This is a genomic window from Pantoea stewartii subsp. stewartii (assembly GCF_008801695.1).
Lineage (GTDB): Bacteria > Pseudomonadota > Gammaproteobacteria > Enterobacterales > Enterobacteriaceae > Pantoea > Pantoea stewartii.
On record NZ_VZPF01000022.1, the window covers coordinates 30,441 to 50,961 of the forward strand.

Here is a 20,521-nt window from a genome sequence, read left to right on the forward strand (position 1 = left end):
AATTTTTATTCTCAGAGCCCACCTGAGCGGAACGTTCGGGTGGTCGATGCGCTATTACCTGTCGGCGTTTTTCGGCTCAGCGCTTCTACGCGCATCTGGAACGGCGGGAACGGCATTTCAATGCCATGCTCTGCAAAGCCATGTAAAATAAGCTGATGCAGTTCATGGCGAAGCGGCATTCGATGGCCCATTTCCGCCGCATGCACGCGCAGTTCAAACAACTGAATTCCCTGCTGTAAATCCACCAGGAACACTTCAGGTGGCGGTGTATCCAGCACATAGCTGCAGCGCTCTGCCGCCTGTTTAAGCAGGGTAGTGACTTCTTCACTGCTAACGGTAGCGGGGGCAGGGATGGTCAGCACCACACGCGTGACGGAATCGGAAAGCGACCAGTTAACAAACTGCTCAGTAATGAACGCCTTATTGGGCACGATAATCTCTTTGCGATCCCAGTCAGTGATCGTGGTTGCGCGGGTATTGATGCGCGTAATGCTGCCGGTAAGGTCGCGGATGGTCACGGTATCACCGATACGAATCGGTTTTTCAAACAGGATAATCAGGCCGGAAATAAAGTTCGCGAAAATCTCCTGCAGACCAAATCCCAGCCCGACGCCCAGACCGGTAACCAGCCATTGTAGTTTTGACCACTCAATGCCGATGAGTGAGAAGCCCAGCAAGCCACCGATCAGCAACAGCACATATTTTGTCAGCGTGGTGATGGCATAACCGGTGCCCGGTGACAAATCAAGATGCTGCAGTAACGCAAGCTCAAGCAGAGCCGGCATATTGCGCACCAGTTGTGTGGTAATCACGAATACCAGAATGGCAATCAGGACGGCACCCAGCGTAATAGGTTGAATGCTTTCGACGCCCTGAACGGAGGTATTCACGTCCCACAGACGAATATTTTCAAGGAAACCAAATGCAGAGTGGATTTCTGACCACAGGACGATGACCGATACCAGCGCGATAAGTGTCAAAATGGAGCGTACCAGACGCAGCGACTGAGCACTGATGGCGTCCAGGTCGATAACAGGCTCTTCAATTTCAATTACGTCAGTATTTTGTGCGGCCTGATCTTTCTCCTCTTCGTTGCGCGCACGGTTGGCGAGCATATCGGCACGGCGTTGGCGTGCGCGATCAAAGCCCAGCCTGCGTCGCTGAATCAGCATCCAGCGGCGAATGATGTGGTAAATCACCAGCAGGAAAAACCAGATCGCCACAGAGGTTTCCAGACGGGCGAGCAGCGCCTGCGCGGTTTCAAGATAGCCCGTCATTGACGCAAGGGCGGCTACCAGTGGAATAGCGATCATTAGATTCCACAGCAGGCGGTTAATCATATTCTCGCCGCTGCCCTCTTTATCGAGATAAAGCGGTATGCCCGCACGCTTCAGGCTTACCGTCACAATACTGAGCGCGCCACAGATCAAAATAAAGCACAGCCGCCCTAGGGTGGCGGAGAACAGGCGATCGTCAAGGTTATCGAAGGTAATCAGCAACATGATCAGCGGCACGATCAGGCCAATACTCAACGAGTAATAGCGCATCGCGCGTGCAACACGCACCTGAGGCCAGCGGAAATGCACGATGAACAGGCCGTTTGGGCGCGCAAACTGTGCGCTGACCATAAAGATCCACAGCAAAGGTAAGGTGGCGGTGATGCCGTCGCCTATCGCCACGGCGACAGGATAGGGCCAGGCATTTTGCAGGCCGTATCCCAGCGTAGCCCAGAGTACCGGCAGCGGCAGCGCCACCAGAATCGACCAGAACACGGTACGGATTGTCAGGCGAAAACGATCCTGCGTCACCTTACCGACTTTACTGGCTGAGCGTTCAAGAAAAGCATTGAAGTGACGGCGGGTACTGAGACTGAAGCCGACCAGCAGCACCGCACCGAGAATGGGTAATACAGTGCTGCGGCTGGTAAACATCATGGCCAGCGCTTTACCGAGCTGCCCCAGTGTGTCCAGCGTCAGCAGGTGAGACAGGCCGTTAGCCACATCAAGGGGATAACTCAACGAAATCGGGCTGACATCGGCCGTCCAGAACAGGTAGCGGTGCGTCGCGTCTTTAACTTCGGTTAGCGCATCCTGTAGCTGCGTGTTCGCCACTTTCAGCTTGGTGATTTCCAGAATCAGCGTATCGCAGCCCGAAATCAACGAGTTAAGCAGTTCGCGTTGCGTTTTAAGCTGCGCATCCAGAATCCGCTTTTGTTCGCTGGTAAAAGGCTGTCCGTCGGGCTGATGGGCCTTACGCAATACGTTTTGCTGTTCGAGCAAATCCTCATAATGCAGTCGCTGAACACGAAGCTGGGCCATCTCATTGTCGATCTGCTGAGATTTCGGCATGTCAGGTAATCGTGCGACCTGCGCGCGAAGAGCATCACCGAGAAGACTGGATGCGCCCAGCCATTGAGATTGTTCCCGTAACGTGGACAGTGCCTGGCGGACCTGAATGATTTGATTGGTAGCGAGGCGTTGTTGTGAGGCCACCAGGTCCATTCGCTGCGCCTGCTGATTTAGTGCGCCAGATAACTCACGGTTAACGTGAAATTGTTTACTGATCGCTGGCGGCAGATCACCGCTGTTTTCCGCCAGCTGTTCTGTCCGGGCCAGTGCAGTTTCTGCCTCGCGCTGACGTTGCTCATTAAGTTGATTACGCAGCGCCTGAAGATAATTATCGAGCTGGGTGACCTTACGCTGGTGGACTTCGGCGCGCATGCGCGCCAGTTCCTGACGATTATTTGCCGACAGCTGCGCCAGCTCAAACTCATCCACCCGGGCCTTATTCGCGGCATTTTCTGCCTGACGGGCCATCAGCTGTGCCTGGCCGGCTGGCGTGGCAGGGCTGCCCGCGCTCTGCAGACGTCGCTCGCTCTCCGTCAGCGCCCGACGTGCTTCCGTTTGCTGCTGCGGCAGTTGTGACAGGGAATCGCTGATCTCACGGGCCCGATCCTGCTCCTGTTGAGCCTGGCGTCCTTCCTCAATCAGCTGACTGCTGATTTGCAGAATCTCTTGTTCCAGCTCGGCACTGCTCATTGTGCTGCGTACCGTCTTCACACTGTCGTTGAGTGAGGCGATTTGTTGTCTCAGCTCGCGTGCCAGACGCGGAAAATCATCAATGACCTGTTGATACTGCTGCGCGCGCTCAACAGCATCATCACGTTCAGAAAGGGCCGCCAGTGCAGCTTCAAGCGACTGAATCTGATCGGTTTGCGAAGTGGCGTTTTTAGCGGACTTGACTTCTTCCAGCTGTTGTCTGAGCTGGCTGGCATCTGGCAGGCTGGCGGCAAACGTAGTACTGCTGAGCCCCAGGCTCAGCAGCAAACAGAGGAACGCGCGTACGAACACAGGGCTTACTCTTATTCGACAGCGTCAGACGGTGTGGTGGCCAGAGGCAGGGCGACCGCCATAGGTTGTCCCATCCGGACTTTGCTTTCGGCCTCAAGGCTTTCTGCCAGCCTGACACGGCCAGGCGCAAACAGGTTAATCACGGTCGAGCCCAGCTTGAAGCGGCCCATTTCCTGGCCTTTAAGCAGAACAACGGCACCGTCGTGGTCGGCGGCCGGATAGTGCCAGCGTTTGATAATGCCTTCGCGTGGTGGCGTGACCGTGCCAGCCCAAACGGTTTCAATGCTCCCGACGATAGTCGCGCCCACCAGGATCTGTACCATCGGTCCCATATCGGTCTCGAAGTAACAAATGACCCGTTCGTTACGGGAAAACAGGTTAGGGATGTTGCGTGCGGTCAGAGGATTCACTGAGTAAAGATCGCCTGGCACGTAAATCATTTCACGCAGGATGCCGTTGCACGGCATATGGACGCGGTGATAATCACGCGGTGCCAGATACGTCGTGATAAATTCACCCTCACGAAACAACGCGGCCAGTTGCTCGTTCCCTGCCAGCAGCGCGTCGATCGTATAGTAGTGGCCTTTTGCCTGAAAAATCTGGTCGCCTTCGATATGCCCAAGTTGACTGATGGCACCGTCCGCAGGCAGCGCAATCAGGCTCGCATCCGGATCCACAGGGCGCGCCTCATCCTTTAACGGGCGGACGAAGAAATCGTTGAAGGTGCGGTAACTGGCGGTATCCGGTTTACGTGCTTCAGTCATATCGACTTTATAAAACCAGACGAAGCCGTCAATCACCAGCTTAGTAAGCCAGCCGCCGCGACGGCTTGCGCCCCAGCCAGCAAGTTCAGTCAGCCATTTTTTGGGGAGAATGTGGTTCAAGCCAAGTTTAAAACGATCAAACACCCTAGCCTCCTGGCTATCTTTTATAACATTGACAAAATGGGGGCGGATTGTAGCAGCGCCCCGGTCAGATGGCGACTACGCTGTTACTGGCCTTAATCTTCACTCTCAGCAAAGTTTTTCCGGACTTTCACCTGCGCCATACTGTCCAGAATGCGGTGATAGTTGTCAAAGCGGGATGCGTCGATTTTTCCTTGCTCAACGGCTTCACGGATGGCACAGCCAGGGTCCGAGCCATGTTTGCAGTCACGGAACTTGCATTCGCCTAAAAACTCACGGAATTCGACAAATCCCCGGGTGATTTGTTCCGGCTCCAGATGCCATAAACCGAACTCACGAACGCCGGGCGAATCGATCACATCGCCGCCGTCGGGGAAATGATAAAGCCGGGATGCTGTCGTCGTATGCTGACCCAGACCCGACACGTCGGACACGTCATTGGTCAGAATGGCCGTATCTTCCTGTTGATCAAAACCGAGCAGGGCATTCAACAGGCTCGACTTGCCGACGCCGGACTGTCCCGCAAAGATACTTATCCGGTCAATCAATGCCGCCTGCAATTCACTCAGACCGGCTTTCTCATGGCTGGAGACCATTAAGACCCGATAACCAATCTTGCGATAGATCGCCATTTGCTCATCGACAAACGTGCGGGCTTTATCATCCAGCAGGTCGATTTTATTGAGCACCAGCAGCGGCTCGATATCCAGCGTTTCACTGGCGACCAGATAGCGGTCAATTATGTTCAGGGAGAGCTCGGGCAAAATGGCCGACACGATAATAATCTGATCGATGTTCGCGGCAATAGGTTTAACGCCGTCGTAAAAATCAGGACGTGTCAGTACGCTGGTGCGCTCATGCACCGCTTCAACAATGCCTTTGCCGCCGTTGAGGGCAGGGCGCCAGACCACACGATCGCCCGTCACCAGTGAACGAATCGTCCTGCGAATATTGCAGCGATGCGTAATGCCCGCACTGTCTTCGACATCGGCATGCATGCCAAATCGGCTGACCACAATGCCCTCAGCATCTTCACCAAATAAATTATCGTCCGCTTCCGGGCGCGTTTTGCGCTGATTTAAACGACGATCGTGGTTAGCGCTTACGCGGCGTTGTTGACCTTTCGACAGTTTATTTTTACTCACTCACCCTCACCGGTTTAGCTGGATTTCGCCATAGGGGCAAAACGTCTATGATACACCTTATTGATGACGAATGACGACTCAGCAACCACAGGTAATAGCATGGCCACTGGAAACGAAAATAATTTAATCTGGATTGATTTGGAAATGACCGGGCTCGATCCGGAACGCGATCGTATCATTGAGATTGCCACTCTGGTGACTGATGCCGATCTGAATATTCTGGCGGAGGGGCCGGTGATGGCGGTTCATCAGTCTGATGAACAACTGAGCCTGATGGATGACTGGAACGTCCGTACTCATACTAACAGTGGACTGGTTGCGCGCGTTAAAGCCAGCCAGACAGATGACCGTGCTGCTGAAAAGGCAACGATCGAATTTCTGAAACAGTGGGTGCCAGCCAATACCTCGCCGATCTGCGGCAACAGTATCGGCCAGGATCGCCGTTTTTTGTTTAAGTACATGCCGGAGCTGGAAGCCTACTTCCATTATCGCTATCTGGATGTCAGCACACTGAAAGAACTGGCTCGCCGCTGGAAGCCAGACATCCTGCCAGGCTTCAAAAAGACGGGTTCGCACCAGGCACTGGACGATATTCGTGAGTCTGTTGCCGAGCTTGCTTATTACCGTCAACACTTTTTGCAGCTTTAACCAGCAAAGGGTGCACAGGAAATCGCCATGTTGCTGCAATAATCAGCAAACGCGTTAAAAGCGCAAAATTTTGTTGTCAGCATCTTGCAGCAGCAGCGATTTCTCGTATAATGCGCACCCCGTACCAGTGAAGAATTTATGACGGTACAAGGCGCGGGAATAGCTCAGTTGGTAGAGCACGACCTTGCCAAGGTCGGGGTCGCGAGTTCGAGTCTCGTTTCCCGCTCCAAATGATGTTTAGCAGTATCCTACTATGCGGGAATAGCTCAGTTGGTAGAGCACGACCTTGCCAAGGTCGGGGTCGCGAGTTCGAGTCTCGTTTCCCGCTCCAAAATGTGTTTTGCAGTGCCCTTCTATGCGGGAATAGCTCAGTTGGTAGAGCACGACCTTGCCAAGGTCGGGGTCGCGAGTTCGAGTCTCGTTTCCCGCTCCAGATTTATCGTCACGTTTTTGTTAACAGCCTGTCAGGCTGGCAGCAGTATCAACGACAATTCAGTCCAGTTATCCACAGCCGTTATCGCGTTGTCTGTGCCGTTTTCGCCCTTCTGAAATTTTGTTTTAAACAGAGTTATCCACAGGTTTGTGAATTAAGCCAGACGGTAGACGCATTTGCAAAATAACACAAATTTTATTTAAATTACTGATTTTTAATGAAATAATAATATTTCATTATGTTATTCTTTTCTGTCAGTTGTGTTATTACGATTGAATGACAACGCGTTTTTATTTTTATTCACAGGATGTGGAAATCCCTGTTTTCTGGACAGTTGCGCAATCAGGCATCACGTGGTAATCCCTTTTCAATAACTCTCACCAGCCGTTTTTGCTGCGCGGGTTGAACATCGATCGCCAGCGCTTTTCGCTTATGTAACTGTTGCGTGATGGCCCACTCAATATGTTCGTCCAGCAGATCGCTTTCGCCACGTCGTTGCTCAAGGACGCTAAGGATCTCTGTATGCCAGGGTGCATTGCCCAGCGCGACGGCAATATTACGGGACCAGCGCTGATAACCAATGCGCCGAATAGGGGACCCTTCAGTAATGCGCAGGAATTTAGCTTCATCCCACTGAAAGAGCGCGGTTAACTCTGGCGCATGCAGCGCGGCGCGGGGCGAAAAATCGGCTTCGTCAGTCAACTGCCCATAGCGATTCCAGGGGCAAATCAACTGGCAGTCGTCACAGCCATAAATCCGGTTTCCCATGAGCGGCCGAAACTCCTCCGGTATAGCTCCTTCGAGTTCGATCGTCAGGTAGGAAATGCAACGTCGCGCATCGACGGTATAGGGCTCAACAATCGCGCCCGTCGGGCAAATGGTCATGCAGGCAACGCAGCGCCCACACTGTTCTTCCTGCGGCGTATCGATGGGAAGGGGCAGATCGATCAGCAGTTCACCCAGAAAAAACCACGAACCGGCTTCACGATTCAGGATCAGCGAATGTTTACCGGTCCAGCCCAGTCCGGCTTTCGCCGCCAGCGGGCGTTCAAGCAGCGGCGCAGAATCCACAAACGGGCGAAACTGGCTTTCGCCACAGTGCGTCTGGATCATTTCTCCAAGCTTTTTCAGGCGATTGCGCAATACTTTGTGGTAATCGCGGCCCAGCGCGTAACGGCTGACATAACCCAACTGTGGGTTTTTCAGCGTGCTGGCAAACGCGGCTTTCGCGGGCAAGTAGTTCATGCGAACGCTGATCACCCTCAGCGTGCCGGGTAGCAGTTCATGCGGACGTGCGCGCATCATTCCATGGCGGGCCATCCATTCCATTTCGCCATGGTACTGCTTATCCAGCCAGTCTTGCAGACGCGGTTCTTCTGCGCTGAGATCGGTATCGGTAATACCGACCTGCTGAAAGCCCAGATCGCGTCCCCACTGCTTAATGTGTTGAGCGAGTTGATCAAGATCCAGAGGGTATGACATGACTAACCAGAATCCGAAGAGAAACCGCGGCAGTTTACCACACTCTGTCTGGCCTGCGCAGGCGCTGAAACAACTTGAGCGCGAGGGGGCAGATGCGCTGGGCATTACGCTCTACGAGCTGATGTTACGTGCAGGTCAGGCGGTATATGAACATATTATGGCGCACTGGCCAGAAGCTCAGCACTGGCTGGTGTTGTGCGGTCACGGCAACAACGGAGGCGATGGCTATGTTGTTGCCCGGTTGGCTCAGGCTGCAGGTAAACAGGTGACGTTGCTGGCGTGCGATGGCAGTAAACCTTTACCCGACGAAGCGCGTACTGCGCGAGACGGATGGCTTGAATCGGGCGGCGAAATTCACGCGCCCGACGCCGCCTGGCCTGAAAACGTCGACGTGATCGTAGACGCGTTGTTAGGCACTGGCGTTTCACGGGCGCCGGTTGAGCCTTTATCGACCCTGATTGCACAGATAAATCAGCATAGCGCGCCGGTCGTGGCCATCGATATGCCATCCGGCCTGTCGGCAGAAAACGGCATGACGCCGGGTGAGGCGACAGAAGCCACGCATACGGTGAGCGTGATCGCGTTAAAACCCGGACAGCTCACCGGTAAAGCACGGGATTGTGTCGGACAACTTTATTTCGCCGGTCTGGGTTTACACGACTTTCTGACAGCACAGCAGCCCCCCATGGCCCGATACGATGCACACAGTTTACGCCAGTGGCTTAAGCCGCGTAAGGCGACCTCCCATAAAGGTGATCAGGGCCGCCTGCTGATTATTGGTGGGGACAGTGGAACCACGGGCGCTATTCGGATGTCTGCGGAAGCAGCGCTACGCACCGGTAGCGGCTTGGTGCGAGTACTTACTCACAAGGATAATATTGCGCCCATTCTTACCGCGCGCCCGGAAGTGATGGTGGACGAGCTGACGGATACGCGCCTGGATGATGGCATCGCCTGGGCGGATGTCATTGCGATTGGACCGGGGCTGGGACAGCGTGAATGGGGCCAGAATGCACTGGAGAAGGTTAAAAGCGCTGAAAAGCCGATGCTTTGGGATGCTGATGCGCTTAACTTGCTGGCAATAAAGGCAGAGAAACGTCAGAATCGCATTATAACGCCGCATCCAGGCGAAGCGGCTCGCTTGCTGGGTGTTAAAACCAGCGAAATTGAAAGTGACCGCTTACATGCTGCACAGGAACTGGTGAAACGCTATGGTGGTGTCGTGGTCTTAAAAGGCGCCGGCACCATTATTGCCAGTGAAAGTGGTCAGATGGCTTTTGCCGATGTGGGTAATGCAGGAATGGCATCGGGTGGTATGGGTGATGTGCTCACCGGTATTATTGCCTCGTTGATGGGACAAAAATTGGCGCTGTTTGATGCTGCCTGCGCAGGTTGTGTCGCTCACGGTGCTGCCGCTGATAAGCGAGCGGCACTATGGGGCACGCGCGGTATGCTGGCATCAGACTTATTTGATCTGCTGTGGCAGTTTGTTAATCCAGAGATGAATCAAGAAGTATGAAGAGCTGTGTTATACCTTTGCCCACTGAGGCGGCAACACTCGACTTGGGTGCTCAACTGGCGCATGCCTGTGGCAGGGCGGCGGTTATCTATCTTTACGGCGACCTCGGTGCGGGAAAAACCACATTCAGCCGCGGTTTCTTACAGGCATCCGGCCACGTGGGCAATGTGAAAAGTCCGACCTATACGCTGGTTGAGCCGTATGTTCTGGACGGGCGGGCTGTCTATCATTTTGATCTTTATCGCCTTGCCGATCCGGAAGAACTTGAGTTCATGGGGATTCGTGATTACTTCACCAATGACGCGATTTGTCTGGTGGAGTGGCCGCAACAGGGTGCCGGTATTTTGCCTCCCCCGGATATCGCCTTAACGCTGCGTTATGTCAATGAGGCACGCGAGGCCGAACTGGTGGCACATTCCGAACAGGGACAGCGCTGGGTGACGCAGATTGAACAAGGCAGGGCACCGGCATGATGTCATGGATGAAAACAGTTATCGTGGCAGGATTGCTACTGGTTGCGGGTCCGCTGTTTGCCGCTAATTTATCGGACATTCAGGTATCAAATGGCGGGAATCAGGCGACAGTAACGCTCAGTTTTTCTGGCCAGCCGGTTTATGCCTATTTTCCCCTACATAATCCCGACCGTGTTGTTCTGGATATCCGTCAAAGTGGCGTGATTAAAGGGCTACCCTTAACGTTTAGCGGCGATAACATCGTAAAGCGTATTCGTACCAGCACGCCAAAAGATAAACAAAGTATCCGGCTGGTTTTTGAGCTAACGCAGTCGGGAAAAACCCGCGCAGTGACACAGCGCAATGGCAGCAATTACAGCGTTGTCTTTACTATTCAGGGTAAGCATCCCGCCGTTACGCGCAGCGCACCTGCTGCCGTGGCAGAATCCCAGCCCACCCGAACGCGACAACGCAATGCCAGCAATCCGTTCAATGCGAATCCGGTCACTACGGTAACCAATACCAATAGCACGGCCGTACCGGGTGGCACGTCCAGCCGCAACGATACGGTGATTGTCGCCATTGATGCGGGACATGGCGGTCAGGATCCCGGCGCAATTGGGCAGCACGGCCTGAAAGAGAAAAACGTCACTATTGCGATTGCGCGTAAATTGAAGGTGCTTTTAAACAATGATCCGATGTTTAAAGGTGTATTGACGCGTGATGGCGACTACTTTATTTCAGTGATGGGCCGGTCAGACGTGGCGCGTAAAGCGAATGCCAACGTGCTGGTCTCTATCCATGCGGATGCTGCCCCCAGCCATGCGGCCACAGGTGCCTCGGTCTGGGTCTTGTCTAACCGTCGTGCAAACAGTGAGATGGCGAACTGGCTGGAGCAAAAAGAGAAACAGTCTGAGCTCCTGGGCGGGGCCGGAGATTTACTGGCCAACAGCCAGGCCGATCCTTATCTGAGCCAGGCGGTGCTTGATCTCCAGTTTGGTCACTCGCAGCGCGTCGGATATGACATTGCGGTGAAAGTCATCCAACAGTTGCGCGGTGTGACATCATTACACAAACGTTTACCGGAGCATGCCAGCCTTGGCGTGTTGCGTTCGCCGGATATTCCGTCGCTTCTGGTGGAAACCGGATTTATCAGTAATGCCTCGGAGGAGCGACTGCTCGGCAGTAGCGCACACCAGGATAAGATTGCACAGTCAATATATAAAGGACTGCGCGCTTATTTCCTGGCGCACCCGCTACAATCGGTCCCAAAGGAGGAAAACCGGCCGCTGGGCTCGTCGCCAGCGGTCAGCGTAGCCAGTAATCCGGCTACCGGTGAGACGCAGTATACGGGCGCTGTGCAGCGGCATACCGTGACACGTGGAGAGACGCTGTCCGGTATTGCAGCAAAATATGGCGTAAGTATGGCAACGTTACGGCAGATGAATACCCTGAAGCGCGATGTCGTCTGGGTGGGACAGCGACTGAAAGTGCCTGCCAGCGCGGTAGCCAGCAGGACAACGCCAGCTGCAACGACTCCCCGTCGCCCGATCCGACATAAGGTGGTTCGTGGTGATTCACTGAGCAGCATCGCCGCCCATTACGGTGTCAGCCCGAAATCGATCCTTCAGGCGAATAACCTGAAATCAACCAACGTGATGTTGGGTCAAAACCTGAAAATCCCTGCATCCTGATTGTGGGCCCGGCCAGCAGGCCGGGCAACCAGCTACAAGGATATCCCGCATGCCAATACAAATTTTACCGCCGCAACTCGCTAACCAGATTGCCGCCGGAGAAGTGGTTGAGCGCCCCGCATCGGTTGTGAAGGAACTGGTGGAAAACAGCCTTGATGCGGGGGCAACGCGAATAGATGTGGATATCGAAAAGGGCGGTGCAAAACTCATCCGCATCCGCGATAACGGCTGTGGTATCGCAAAAGATGAACTCGCGATGGCGCTGGCTCGCCATGCAACCAGCAAAATTGCATCACTGGACGATCTGGAAGCCATTATGAGCCTGGGGTTCCGTGGGGAAGCGCTGGCCAGTATCAGCTCGGTTTCCCGCCTGACGCTGACGTCGCGCACGGCCGAACAAAGCGAAGCCTGGCAGGCGTACGCGGAAGGCCGTGATATGCAGGTGACCCTCAAGCCTGCCGCGCATCCCTGTGGATCGACGCTGGAAGTCCTTGACCTTTTTTACAATACGCCAGCGCGCCGCAAGTTTATGCGTACTGAGAAAACCGAGTTTGGTCATATTGATGAAGTCATCCGTCGCATTGCGCTGGCGCGGTTTGACGTGGCGATTTCTCTGAACCATAACGGCAAGCTGATGCGTCAGTACCGGGCGGTTAACGATGAGCGCCAGCGTGAACGTCGCCTTGGCGCGATTTGTGGCACGACCTTCATGCAGCACGCACTGCGAATCGACTGGCAGCATGACGATTTAGCTCTGCGCGGCTGGGTTGCCGATCCCGCCGGCTCTCGTCAGATCAGCGACATCCAGTACTGTTATGTTAATGGCCGCATGATGCGTGACAAGTTCATCAACCATGCCATCCGGCAGGCGTTTCAGAGCCAGTTGCAGGACGATCAACAGCCCGCCTATGTGCTTTATCTGACGATCGATCCTCACCAGGTCGACGTCAACGTCCACCCGGCAAAACATGAGGTGCGTTTTCATCAGTCACGTCTGGTGCATGATTTTATCTACCAGGGCGTCATGAGCGTCTTGCAGGAAAGTGCGGCGCCCGTTCTGCCAGCCGTACAGGCAGAGGAGCCTGCACCACGCTGGCAACAGGAAAACCGCCAGGCCGCAGGCGGCAATCATTTCAGCCAGCCTGCGGCAACGCCGCGTAACAGTGGTGGCACAACCGGTGGGGCGGGTTGGCAAAGTAAAGAGCCGGGTTATCGCCCGCGTGAAGGCAAGGTTTATCAGCAGTTGCTGGATACCGCAGCCCCTCCTGCCACTGCGGCAAAAGCGCCGGTCTCGCCGCCACGTGAGGCGACGATCACGCCAGCGCCTGTGAAAGCGCATCTGCACAGTTTTGGTCGCGTACTGACGGTGCTGGCAGATCAGTATGCCGTGCTGGAGCAGGACCAGACTTTACTGTTATTAGCCCTGCCCGTGGCGGCGCGGTGGTTAAAACAGGCCCAGTTAGAGCCGCAGGAAGGTGGATTAAAAGCACAACCGCTTTTGATTCCTGTGCGGTTAAAAATCGCCTCGGCAGAGCGCAAGGCGGCACAGGACAATCTCAGTCTGCTTAACCAGATGGGCATTGATTTGCATCCGAAGGGCGACCACATTATCTTGCGCGCCGTGCCTTTACCGTTACGAACACAAAATTTACAAATCTTGATTCCTGAACTGTTAGGCTATCTCGCCCGACAGCAAGAGAACTCTGCGACGCAACTGGCCCAGTGGCTGGCGCGACGAGAGGATGCAGAGCCTCAGAACTGGAATCACTCCCAGGCGATTACGCTGTTGACGGAGCTGGAAAGGCTTTGTCCACAGCTGCTGAAATCGCCACCTTCAGGCTTGTTGCAAGCCATCGAGATTGAGAGCGCGATAAACGCGTTGAAGCATGAGTGAATTAAACCAGGCTGGCCGGCCAAAGGCGATTTTTTTGATGGGGCCGACAGCGTCAGGCAAAACCGCATTAGCGATTGAGCTGCGTAAACAGTTGCCGGTGGAACTGATCAGCGTAGATTCTGCTCTGATTTATCGAGAGATGAACATCGGTACGGCGAAGCCTTCTGCGGAGGAGCTGGCGCTGGCACCCCATCGTTTGCTGGACATTCGCGATCCTGCTGAGGCCTATTCGGCAGCGGAGTTTCGGCGAGACGCGTTAGCAGAAATGGCGGATATCGTTCAGCATGGACGAATTCCGTTGCTTGTTGGTGGAACTATGCTCTACTTCAAGGCGTTACTTGAAGGATTGTCGCCGCTGCCCTCGGCCGATCCGGATGTCCGCCAAAAAATAGAGCAAATGGCGAGTGAAAAAGGCTGGGAAGCTTTACATCGTCAACTTTGCGAAATTGATCCGGTCGCAGGCAGTCGTATTCATCCGAATGATCCGCAGAGACTTTCGCGAGCACTGGAAGTTTTTTTTATTTCGGGTAAAACTTTAACGGAACTGACTAAAATTTCCGGCGAAGCGCTCCCTTACGATGTTCACCAGTTTGCTATCGCCCCCGCGAGCCGCGAGCTGTTGCATCAACGCATCGCGTTGCGTTTCGACCAGATGTTGGCGTCAGGATTTGAAGCGGAGTCTCGGGCCCTGTTTGCACGAGGTGATTTGCATACGGATATGCCTTCCATTCGTTGTGTCGGCTATCGCCAGATGTGGTCTTATTTAGCGGGCGAGATCGACTACGACGAAATGGTTTATCGGGGAGTTTGCGCAACCCGGCAACTCGCTAAACGGCAGATGACCTGGTTACGTGGCTGGGAGAACATTCACTGGTTAGACAGTGATGAACCTCACTTAGCGCGTGATACAGTACTTCAGGTTGTTAGTGCGAAGCATGGGTGATTGTGTACAATTGGCAAGTTACGTGCGCAAATTTTTACGCAGTTTTTTTCAGAACCACTGTGTTCTACAAGCAACAAACAACAAGCATATAAGGAAAAGATAGAATGGCTAAGGGGCAATCATTACAAGACCCGTTTCTGAACGCACTGCGTCGTGAACGTGTTCCGGTTTCGATCTATTTGGTCAACGGTATCAAGCTGCAAGGTCAGATTGAATCCTTTGATCAGTTCGTTATTTTGTTGAAAAACACGGTAAGTCAGATGGTGTATAAGCATGCCATCTCTACTGTTGTGCCTTCACGTCCGGTTTCTCACCATAGCAACAATACCGGCGGTGGCAGCAACAACAATTACCATCACGGCGGCAGCAATACGTCTGCTCAGTTGCAGCCACAACAAGACGGTGATAACGCAGAGTAAGGCGGCACCGTTTAACCAGGACTGGAAAGCCTCAGGTTTTCCGTCCTGGTCTTTTTATATAAGCGAGGTTATAGCTTGTTTGACCGTTATGATGCCGGTGAGCAGGCCGTACTGGTACACATCTGGTTCTCCCAAGACAAAGAGCTCGAAGATTTACAGGAATTCGAAACCCTGGTTTCTTCTGCTGGCGTTGAAGCACTGCAGGTTGTCACCGGCAGTCGTAAAGCGCCACATCCCAAGTATTTTGTCGGTGAAGGAAAAGCCGTTGAAATTGCCGATGCGGTAAAAACAAGTGGAGCATCGGTCGTCCTTTTCGATCATGCCTTAACGCCCGCTCAGGAACGTAATCTTGAGCGCCTGTGCGAGTGCCGTGTTATCGACCGCACTGGCCTGATTCTTGATATTTTTGCCCAACGTGCACGTACCCATGAGGGGAAATTGCAGGTTGAGCTGGCGCAGTTGCGTCACCTGGCAACACGCCTGGTACGAGGCTGGACGCACCTTGAACGCCAGAAAGGCGGTATTGGCCTGCGTGGCCCGGGTGAAACGCAGTTAGAAACCGACCGCCGTTTATTGCGTGGCCGTATCAGCCAGATTTTGTCACGTCTGGAACGCGTTGAAAAACAGCGCGAGCAGGGACGACAGGCGCGCGCTAAAGCCGATGTGCCGACTGTCTCGCTGGTGGGTTACACCAACGCCGGCAAGTCTACCCTTTTTAACGCCATCACCTCTGCCAACGTTTATGCCGCGGATCAGCTGTTTGCCACGCTGGATCCCACGCTGCGTCGCCTGAATGTTGCCGATGTCGGTGAAGTTGTGCTGGCCGATACCGTCGGCTTCATCCGCCATCTGCCGCATGATTTAGTGGCCGCATTTAAAGCTACCTTGCAGGAAACCCGCCAGGCCACGTTGCTGATGCATGTGATCGATGCAGCCGACGTACGGGTCAATGAAAACATAGATGCTGTCAATGAGGTGCTTGAAGAAATCGAAGCCGATGAAATTCCCGCGTTACTGATCATGAATAAGATCGATATGCTGGACGGTTTTGAACCGCGCATTGACCGTGACGAAAATAACCTGCCGGTGCGAGTATGGCTCTCTGCGCAGACGGGGGCGGGGATTCCGCTGTTATGGCAGGCGCTGTCCGAGCGTCTGTCGGGCGAGATTGCCCAGTACGATTTACGTTTGCCACCGGATGCGGGGCGCTTACGCAGCCGTTTCTATCAGTTGCAGGCGATTGAAAAAGAGTGGAACGAAGAGGACGGCAGTGTGGGGTTGCATGTGCGAATGCCGATTGTTGACTGGCACCGCTTATGCAAGCAGGAGCCGTCGCTGACCAGTTATATTGTTTGAGATTGCCAAACCGAACTTACCCTGACGATTTTATGTTGTTGCGCGGCGTTAGTTGACATATTTCCCGACGGCCACTCTCTTCACCTGGTCGGCGAGTCGGGAACACAGACGCAGCCAATGCCGCCACAACGGAAAATCACAAGGGTAAGCCGCTAAAACTATAAATGGAGTAATGACATGGCGTGGAATCAGCCCGGAAATAACGGACAGGACCGCGACCCGTGGGGAAGCAGCAATAATCAAGGCGGCAACTCTGGGGGGAATAAGGGAGGTAAGGAATCTGGGCCTCCTGATCTGGATGATATCTTCCGCAAGCTGAGTAAAAAGCTTGGCGGATTCGGCGGCGGCAATAAAGGTGACAATGGTCAGCGCAGTTCCGGCGGTAGCGGCAAACTTTTTGGCATTGTCGCTGTTGCGGCAGTGGTGATCTGGGCAGCAAGCGGATTTTATACGATCAAAGAAGCGGAACGCGGTGTTGTCACGCGCTTTGGTAAGTTCAGCCACATCGTTGAGCCAGGCCTGAACTGGAAGCCCACCTTTATCGATCAGGTCCGCGCCGTGAATGTCGAAGCCGTGCGTGAACTGGCGGCATCGGGCGTCATGCTGACCTCTGATGAAAACGTCGTGCGCGTGGAGATGAACGTGCAGTACCGCGTAACCGATCCGGAACGCTATTTGTTCTCTGTTACCAGCCCGGACGACAGCCTGCGTCAGGCAACGGACAGTGCGCTGCGCGGCGTAATTGGTCGCTCTACCATGGATCGTATTCTGACAGAAGGTCGTACGGTCGTGCGTAGCGAAACGCAGCGCGAAATCGACGAAACCATTCGCCCGTACCATATGGGCATCACGGTGCTTGACGTTAACTTCCAGGCGGCGCGTCCTCCTGAAGAAGTGAAGTCAGCGTTTGATGATGCGATTGCCGCGCGTGAAAACCGTGAGCAGTATGTGCGTGAAGCGGAAGCCTATGCGAACGAAGTTCAGCCGCGGGCTAACGGTCGTGCGCAGCGTGTGCTGGAAGAAGCACGTGCTTACAAAGAGCGCACGGTGCTGGAAGCACAGGGTGAAGTGGCGCGTTTTGCCAAGCTTTTACCAGAATACAAAGCCGCGCCGGAAATTACCAAAGAGCGTCTGTACATTGAGACCATGGAGCGTGTTCTGAGTCATACACGTAAAGTGCTGGTGAACGATCGTGGTAACAACCTGATGGTTCTGCCTCTCGATCAACTGATGCGTGGTGTTCAGTCTTCCTCTGCGAAGAACGGGCAAAAGAGCAGCACAGCATTGCCGTCACTTTCCGATCAGAGTGCAAGCCGCACGGACACGTCGTCATACAGTCCAGACAGCATCATGGATCAGCGTCGAGCCAACGCTCTGCGCAACGATACCCAGCGCGAAGGGAGAGAGTAATCAATGCGTAAGCCAGTCATAGTTGTCATTATTATCGCGTTGGTCGCCATTTATGCGTCGCTCTTCGTGGTACAGGAAGGTGAGCGCGGTATTGTCCTGCGCTTTGGTAAAGTCCTGCGCGACAGCGAAAACAAGCCTCAGGTTTTTGCACCGGGTCTGCATTTCAAGATTCCGTTTATCGAAACGGTTAAAATGCTGGATGCGCGTATCCAGACCATGGATAACCAGGCCGATCGCTTCGTCACCAAAGAGAAGAAAGATCTGATTGTCGACTCTTACATTAAGTGGCGCATCAGCGATTTCAGTCGCTACTACCTGGCAACCGGTGGTGGGGATGTGTCTCAGGCCGAAGTGCTGCTGAAGCGTAAATTCAGTGACCGTTTACGTTCAGAAATGGGCCGTCTCGACGTGAAAGACATCGTGACCGATTCTCGTGGTCGTTTGACCACGGATGTCCGCGATGCGCTGAATACCGGTACGGCAGGCGGTGACGATGACGTGTCTACACCAGCCGCAGATGATGCTATCGCCAGCGCAGCGGCACGGGTTGAACGGGAAACCAACAGCAGTGAACCTGCGCCAAATCCAAACAGTATGGCGGCGTTAGGGATTCAGGTTGTTGACGTGCGGATCAAGCAGATCAATCTGCCGACGGAAGTCTCAGATGCGATCTTTAACCGTATGCGCGCCGAGCGTGAAGCGGTTGCGCGTAGCCAGCGTTCACAAGGCCAGGAAGAGGCGGAAAAACTGCGTGCTCAGGCTGACTATCAGGTTACCCGTACGCTGGCAGAAGCCCAGCGTGAAGCCCTGATTACTCGCGGCGATGGCGATGCAGAAGCGGCAAAACTGTTTGCGAATGCTTTCAGTCAGGATCCGGATTTCTACGCCTTTATCCGCAGCCTGCGTGCTTATGAAAACAGCTTCAACGAAAATCAGGACGTGATGGTGTTGAGCCCGGACAGTGACTTCTTCCGCTATATGAAGGCACCGTCTAACGCCACGCGCTAAGAACTGATATAACTGACAGGCCGACAATGTTGTCGGCCTTTTTTTTGGATGCGGAATGAACGTAAATATCTGGATGGCACTGGCATTGGTTTTAGTGCTCGAGGGACTGGGGCCGATGTTTATGCCACGGCTGTGGCGGCGCGTAGTGTTGAGCATGACCCAGTTGCCCGATCGGCTTTTACACCGTTTTGGTGGGGGATTAGTGGTTGCCGGCGTGGTGATTTACTGCATGCTGCGGCTGCATGGCGAAGCCTGATAAGGTGGCGCTCGCCGTCTGTGTGGTATCTGAAGTCGTGTTTACCCCCTGGATGTAGTAGTGATCAAAACGCAGGCAAAAAAGCGCGCAATCGTGTGCTAAAAGTGCTGAAAACCATAAAATCAGATGGTAGAATCCTTTTTTAAGCAATCGGTGATTTTGAGAAATGGGTAAGAACGTCGTCGTACTGGGCACCCAATGGGGTGACGAAGGTAAAGGTAAGATTGTAGACCTTCTGACTGAGCGCGCTAACTACGTGGTGCGTTATCAAGGCGGCCACAATGCGGGCCATACACTTGTCATCAACGGTGAAAAAACCGTTCTCCACTTAATCCCTTCTGGCATCCTGCGTGATAACGTTACCAGCATCATTGGTAATGGCGTGGTTCTCTCTCCTGAAGCATTGATGAAAGAGATGAAAGGCCTGGAAGAGCGTGGGATTCCCGTACGCGAACGTCTGCTGATTTCTGAAGCCTGTCCGCTGATCCTGCAATACCATGTCGCCATGGACATGGCGCGCGAAAAAGCGCGCGGTGCAAAAGCGATCGGGACGACGGGCCGTGGCATCGGACCGGCTTACGAAGACAAAGTTGCCCGTCGTGCACTGCGCGTCAGCGACCTGTTCAACAAAGAAACCTTTGCTGCCAAGCTGAAAGAAGTGATGGATCTCTATAACTTCCAGCTGGTGAATTATTACAAAGAAGAAGCCGTCGACTACGATAAAGTGCTAAACGATGTCATGGCGGTTGCCGACATCCTGACCGGCATGGTGGTCGATGTGTCTGAACTGCTGGATACGGCGCGTAAGCGTGGCGATCTGATTATGTTTGAAGGCGCGCAGGGAACACTGCTGGATATCGATCACGGTACCTATCCCTATGTGACCTCGTCTAACACCACCGCTGGTGGCGTGGCGACAGGTTCAGGTATCGGCCCGCGTTTTGTCGATTACGTACTGGGTATTGTTAAAGCCTACTCAACGCGTGTGGGTGCGGGTCCGTTCCCTACCGAGCTGTTCGATGAAACCGGTGAGTTCCTTTGCAAGCAAGGTAACGAATTTGGTGCCACTACAGGCCGCCGCCGTCGTACGGGCTGGCTGGATGCCGTTGCGGTCCGCCGTGCGGTGCAGATCAACTCACTGTCTGGTTTCTGCATGACCAAGCTGGATGTACTGGATGGTCTGAAAGAAGTAAAAATTTGCGTGGCTTATCGCATGCCTGACGGCAGTGAAGTCACCACTACGCCGCTGGCTGCTGAGAACTGGGAAGGCATTGAGCCGATCTATGAAACCCAGCCGGGCTGGAGCGAAACCACTTTTGGCGTTAAAACGCTGGAAGGCCTGCCTCAGGCGGCGCGCAACTACATCAAACGTGTAGAAGAAGTGACCGGTGTGCCGATTGATATTATTTCAACCGGCCCTGATCGTAGCGAGACAATGATTCTGCGTGACCCATTCAGCGCGTAATCATCATCTGGCCGGACAATGTCCGGCCTTTGTTTTTTATGTGATTTAATGCCACTAAAATTCCCTTCGCTTGTCCAACTCTACACTGGCTGAAAAAAATACACAGCCGCCAACACTCTGGTTTATCATCGTAGCGAAATAC

Annotated in this window: 16 protein-coding genes and 3 tRNA genes; 15 read left to right on the top strand and 4 right to left on the bottom strand. The window is 53.9% G+C overall.

All coding sequences use genetic code 11. The features are described 5' to 3' along the window. Positions 1-11: 11 nt before the first annotated feature. The 3 genes from mscM to rsgA all read right to left on the bottom strand — a co-directional run bounded on the left by mscM (position 12) and on the right by rsgA (position 5,400). Positions 12-3,350 carry a miniconductance mechanosensitive channel MscM gene (mscM, locus tag F7Q90_RS08260; RefSeq protein WP_006120960.1) on the bottom strand — a complete coding sequence of 1,113 codons (3,339 nt, stop codon included), beginning with the start codon at positions 3,348-3,350 and terminating at the stop codon, positions 12-14. 11 nt (positions 3,351-3,361) lie between these two features. Then, the gene (gene asd / locus F7Q90_RS08265) at positions 3,362-4,258 is read right to left on the bottom strand and encodes an archaetidylserine decarboxylase (protein WP_006120957.1); all 897 of its coding nucleotides are present in this window, start codon (positions 4,256-4,258) and stop codon (positions 3,362-3,364) included. 92 nt (positions 4,259-4,350) lie between these two features. Continuing rightward, positions 4,351-5,400, bottom strand: a complete 1,050-nt coding sequence (rsgA, locus tag F7Q90_RS08270; RefSeq protein WP_006120956.1) for a small ribosomal subunit biogenesis GTPase RsgA — start codon at positions 5,398-5,400, stop codon at positions 4,351-4,353. A 99-nt stretch (positions 5,401-5,499) separates the two neighbouring features. On the opposite strand from rsgA, the gene orn reads away from it, so the two are divergent. The 4 genes from orn (at position 5,500) to F7Q90_RS08290 (ending at position 6,481) form a co-directional block, all read left to right on the top strand. Further along, entirely contained in the window at positions 5,500-6,048 is a 549-nt protein-coding gene (orn, locus tag F7Q90_RS08275) for an oligoribonuclease (RefSeq protein WP_006120954.1), read from the top strand. 153 nt (positions 6,049-6,201) lie between these two features. Continuing rightward, positions 6,202-6,277 (top strand) — tRNA-Gly (locus F7Q90_RS08280). 26 nt (positions 6,278-6,303) lie between these two features. Further along, a tRNA-Gly gene (locus F7Q90_RS08285) sits at positions 6,304-6,379 on the top strand. A gap of 26 nt (positions 6,380-6,405) precedes the next feature. Next, a tRNA-Gly gene (locus F7Q90_RS08290) sits at positions 6,406-6,481 on the top strand. Positions 6,482-6,823: 342 nt separating this feature from the next. Here the strand turns inward: F7Q90_RS08290 and queG are convergent. Beyond that, positions 6,824-7,963: a tRNA epoxyqueuosine(34) reductase QueG gene (queG, locus tag F7Q90_RS08295; protein WP_006120950.1), complete on the bottom strand. Its 1,140-nt coding sequence runs from the start codon at positions 7,961-7,963 to the stop codon at positions 6,824-6,826. Here queG and nnr point away from each other — a divergent pair. The 11 genes from nnr (at position 7,962) to F7Q90_RS08350 (ending at position 20,379) form a co-directional block, all read left to right on the top strand. Continuing rightward, positions 7,962-9,482 (top strand): bifunctional ADP-dependent NAD(P)H-hydrate dehydratase/NAD(P)H-hydrate epimerase, encoded by a 1,521-nt coding sequence (nnr, locus tag F7Q90_RS08300; protein ID WP_006120949.1) that lies wholly within the window; start codon positions 7,962-7,964, stop codon positions 9,480-9,482. The two genes, queG and nnr, sit on opposite strands and share 2 nt — an antisense overlap. Beyond that, on the top strand, positions 9,479-9,955 hold the full coding sequence (gene tsaE, locus F7Q90_RS08305; protein WP_006120947.1) for a tRNA (adenosine(37)-N6)-threonylcarbamoyltransferase complex ATPase subunit type 1 TsaE: 477 nt from the start codon (positions 9,479-9,481) through the stop codon (positions 9,953-9,955). The genes nnr and tsaE overlap by 4 nt, the downstream gene beginning before the upstream one ends. Then, on the top strand, positions 9,952-11,628 hold the full coding sequence (amiB, locus tag F7Q90_RS08310) for an N-acetylmuramoyl-L-alanine amidase AmiB (RefSeq protein WP_006120946.1): 1,677 nt from the start codon (positions 9,952-9,954) through the stop codon (positions 11,626-11,628). The genes tsaE and amiB overlap by 4 nt, the downstream gene beginning before the upstream one ends. Positions 11,629-11,677: 49 nt before the next feature. Beyond that, the gene (gene mutL / locus F7Q90_RS08315) at positions 11,678-13,522 is read left to right on the top strand and encodes a DNA mismatch repair endonuclease MutL (RefSeq protein ID WP_006120945.1); all 1,845 of its coding nucleotides are present in this window, start codon (positions 11,678-11,680) and stop codon (positions 13,520-13,522) included. Continuing rightward, the gene (gene miaA / locus F7Q90_RS08320; protein ID WP_006120944.1) at positions 13,515-14,465 is read left to right on the top strand and encodes a tRNA (adenosine(37)-N6)-dimethylallyltransferase MiaA; all 951 of its coding nucleotides are present in this window, start codon (positions 13,515-13,517) and stop codon (positions 14,463-14,465) included. The genes mutL and miaA overlap by 8 nt, the downstream gene beginning before the upstream one ends. A 104-nt stretch (positions 14,466-14,569) precedes the next feature. Next, entirely contained in the window at positions 14,570-14,884 is a 315-nt protein-coding gene (gene hfq, locus F7Q90_RS08325) for an RNA chaperone Hfq (RefSeq protein ID WP_006120943.1), read from the top strand. Positions 14,885-14,959: 75 nt separating this feature from the next. Next, positions 14,960-16,240 carry a ribosome rescue GTPase HflX gene (hflX, locus tag F7Q90_RS08330; RefSeq protein WP_006120942.1) on the top strand — a complete coding sequence of 427 codons (1,281 nt, stop codon included), beginning with the start codon at positions 14,960-14,962 and terminating at the stop codon, positions 16,238-16,240. Positions 16,241-16,417: 177 nt separating this feature from the next. Then, positions 16,418-17,650 carry an FtsH protease activity modulator HflK gene (gene hflK / locus F7Q90_RS08335; RefSeq protein WP_006120941.1) on the top strand — a complete coding sequence of 411 codons (1,233 nt, stop codon included), beginning with the start codon at positions 16,418-16,420 and terminating at the stop codon, positions 17,648-17,650. A 3-nt stretch (positions 17,651-17,653) separates the two neighbouring features. After that, positions 17,654-18,658, top strand: a complete 1,005-nt coding sequence (hflC, locus tag F7Q90_RS08340) for a protease modulator HflC (protein WP_006120940.1) — start codon at positions 17,654-17,656, stop codon at positions 18,656-18,658. Positions 18,659-18,713: 55 nt separating this feature from the next. Beyond that, positions 18,714-18,914, top strand: a complete 201-nt coding sequence (locus tag F7Q90_RS08345) for a DUF2065 domain-containing protein (RefSeq protein WP_006120939.1) — start codon at positions 18,714-18,716, stop codon at positions 18,912-18,914. A gap of 166 nt (positions 18,915-19,080) precedes the next feature. Further along, positions 19,081-20,379, top strand: a complete 1,299-nt coding sequence (locus tag F7Q90_RS08350; RefSeq protein ID WP_006120937.1) for an adenylosuccinate synthase — start codon at positions 19,081-19,083, stop codon at positions 20,377-20,379. Positions 20,380-20,521 lie beyond the last annotated feature (142 nt).

What these genes read in the sequence shown, in the direction of transcription:
- orn (WP_006120954.1), top strand. Translation starts at nt 5,500, where the DNA reads ATGGCCACTGGAAACGAAAATAATTTAATCTGGATTGATTTGGAAATG.
- nnr (WP_006120949.1), top strand. Translation starts at nt 7,962, where the DNA reads ATGACTAACCAGAATCCGAAGAGAAACCGCGGCAGTTTACCACACTCT.
- queG (WP_006120950.1), bottom strand. Translation starts at nt 7,963, where the DNA reads ATGTCATACCCTCTGGATCTTGATCAACTCGCTCAACACATTAAGCAG.
- tsaE (WP_006120947.1), top strand. Translation starts at nt 9,479, where the DNA reads ATGAAGAGCTGTGTTATACCTTTGCCCACTGAGGCGGCAACACTCGAC.
- amiB (WP_006120946.1), top strand. Translation starts at nt 9,952, where the DNA reads ATGATGTCATGGATGAAAACAGTTATCGTGGCAGGATTGCTACTGGTT.
- mutL (WP_006120945.1), top strand. Translation starts at nt 11,678, where the DNA reads ATGCCAATACAAATTTTACCGCCGCAACTCGCTAACCAGATTGCCGCC.
- miaA (WP_006120944.1), top strand. Translation starts at nt 13,515, where the DNA reads ATGAGTGAATTAAACCAGGCTGGCCGGCCAAAGGCGATTTTTTTGATG.
- hfq (WP_006120943.1), top strand. Translation starts at nt 14,570, where the DNA reads ATGGCTAAGGGGCAATCATTACAAGACCCGTTTCTGAACGCACTGCGT.
- hflK (WP_006120941.1), top strand. Translation starts at nt 16,418, where the DNA reads ATGGCGTGGAATCAGCCCGGAAATAACGGACAGGACCGCGACCCGTGG.
- hflC (WP_006120940.1), top strand. Translation starts at nt 17,654, where the DNA reads ATGCGTAAGCCAGTCATAGTTGTCATTATTATCGCGTTGGTCGCCATT.
- F7Q90_RS08345 (WP_006120939.1), top strand. Translation starts at nt 18,714, where the DNA reads ATGAACGTAAATATCTGGATGGCACTGGCATTGGTTTTAGTGCTCGAG.
- F7Q90_RS08350 (WP_006120937.1), top strand. Translation starts at nt 19,081, where the DNA reads ATGGGTAAGAACGTCGTCGTACTGGGCACCCAATGGGGTGACGAAGGT.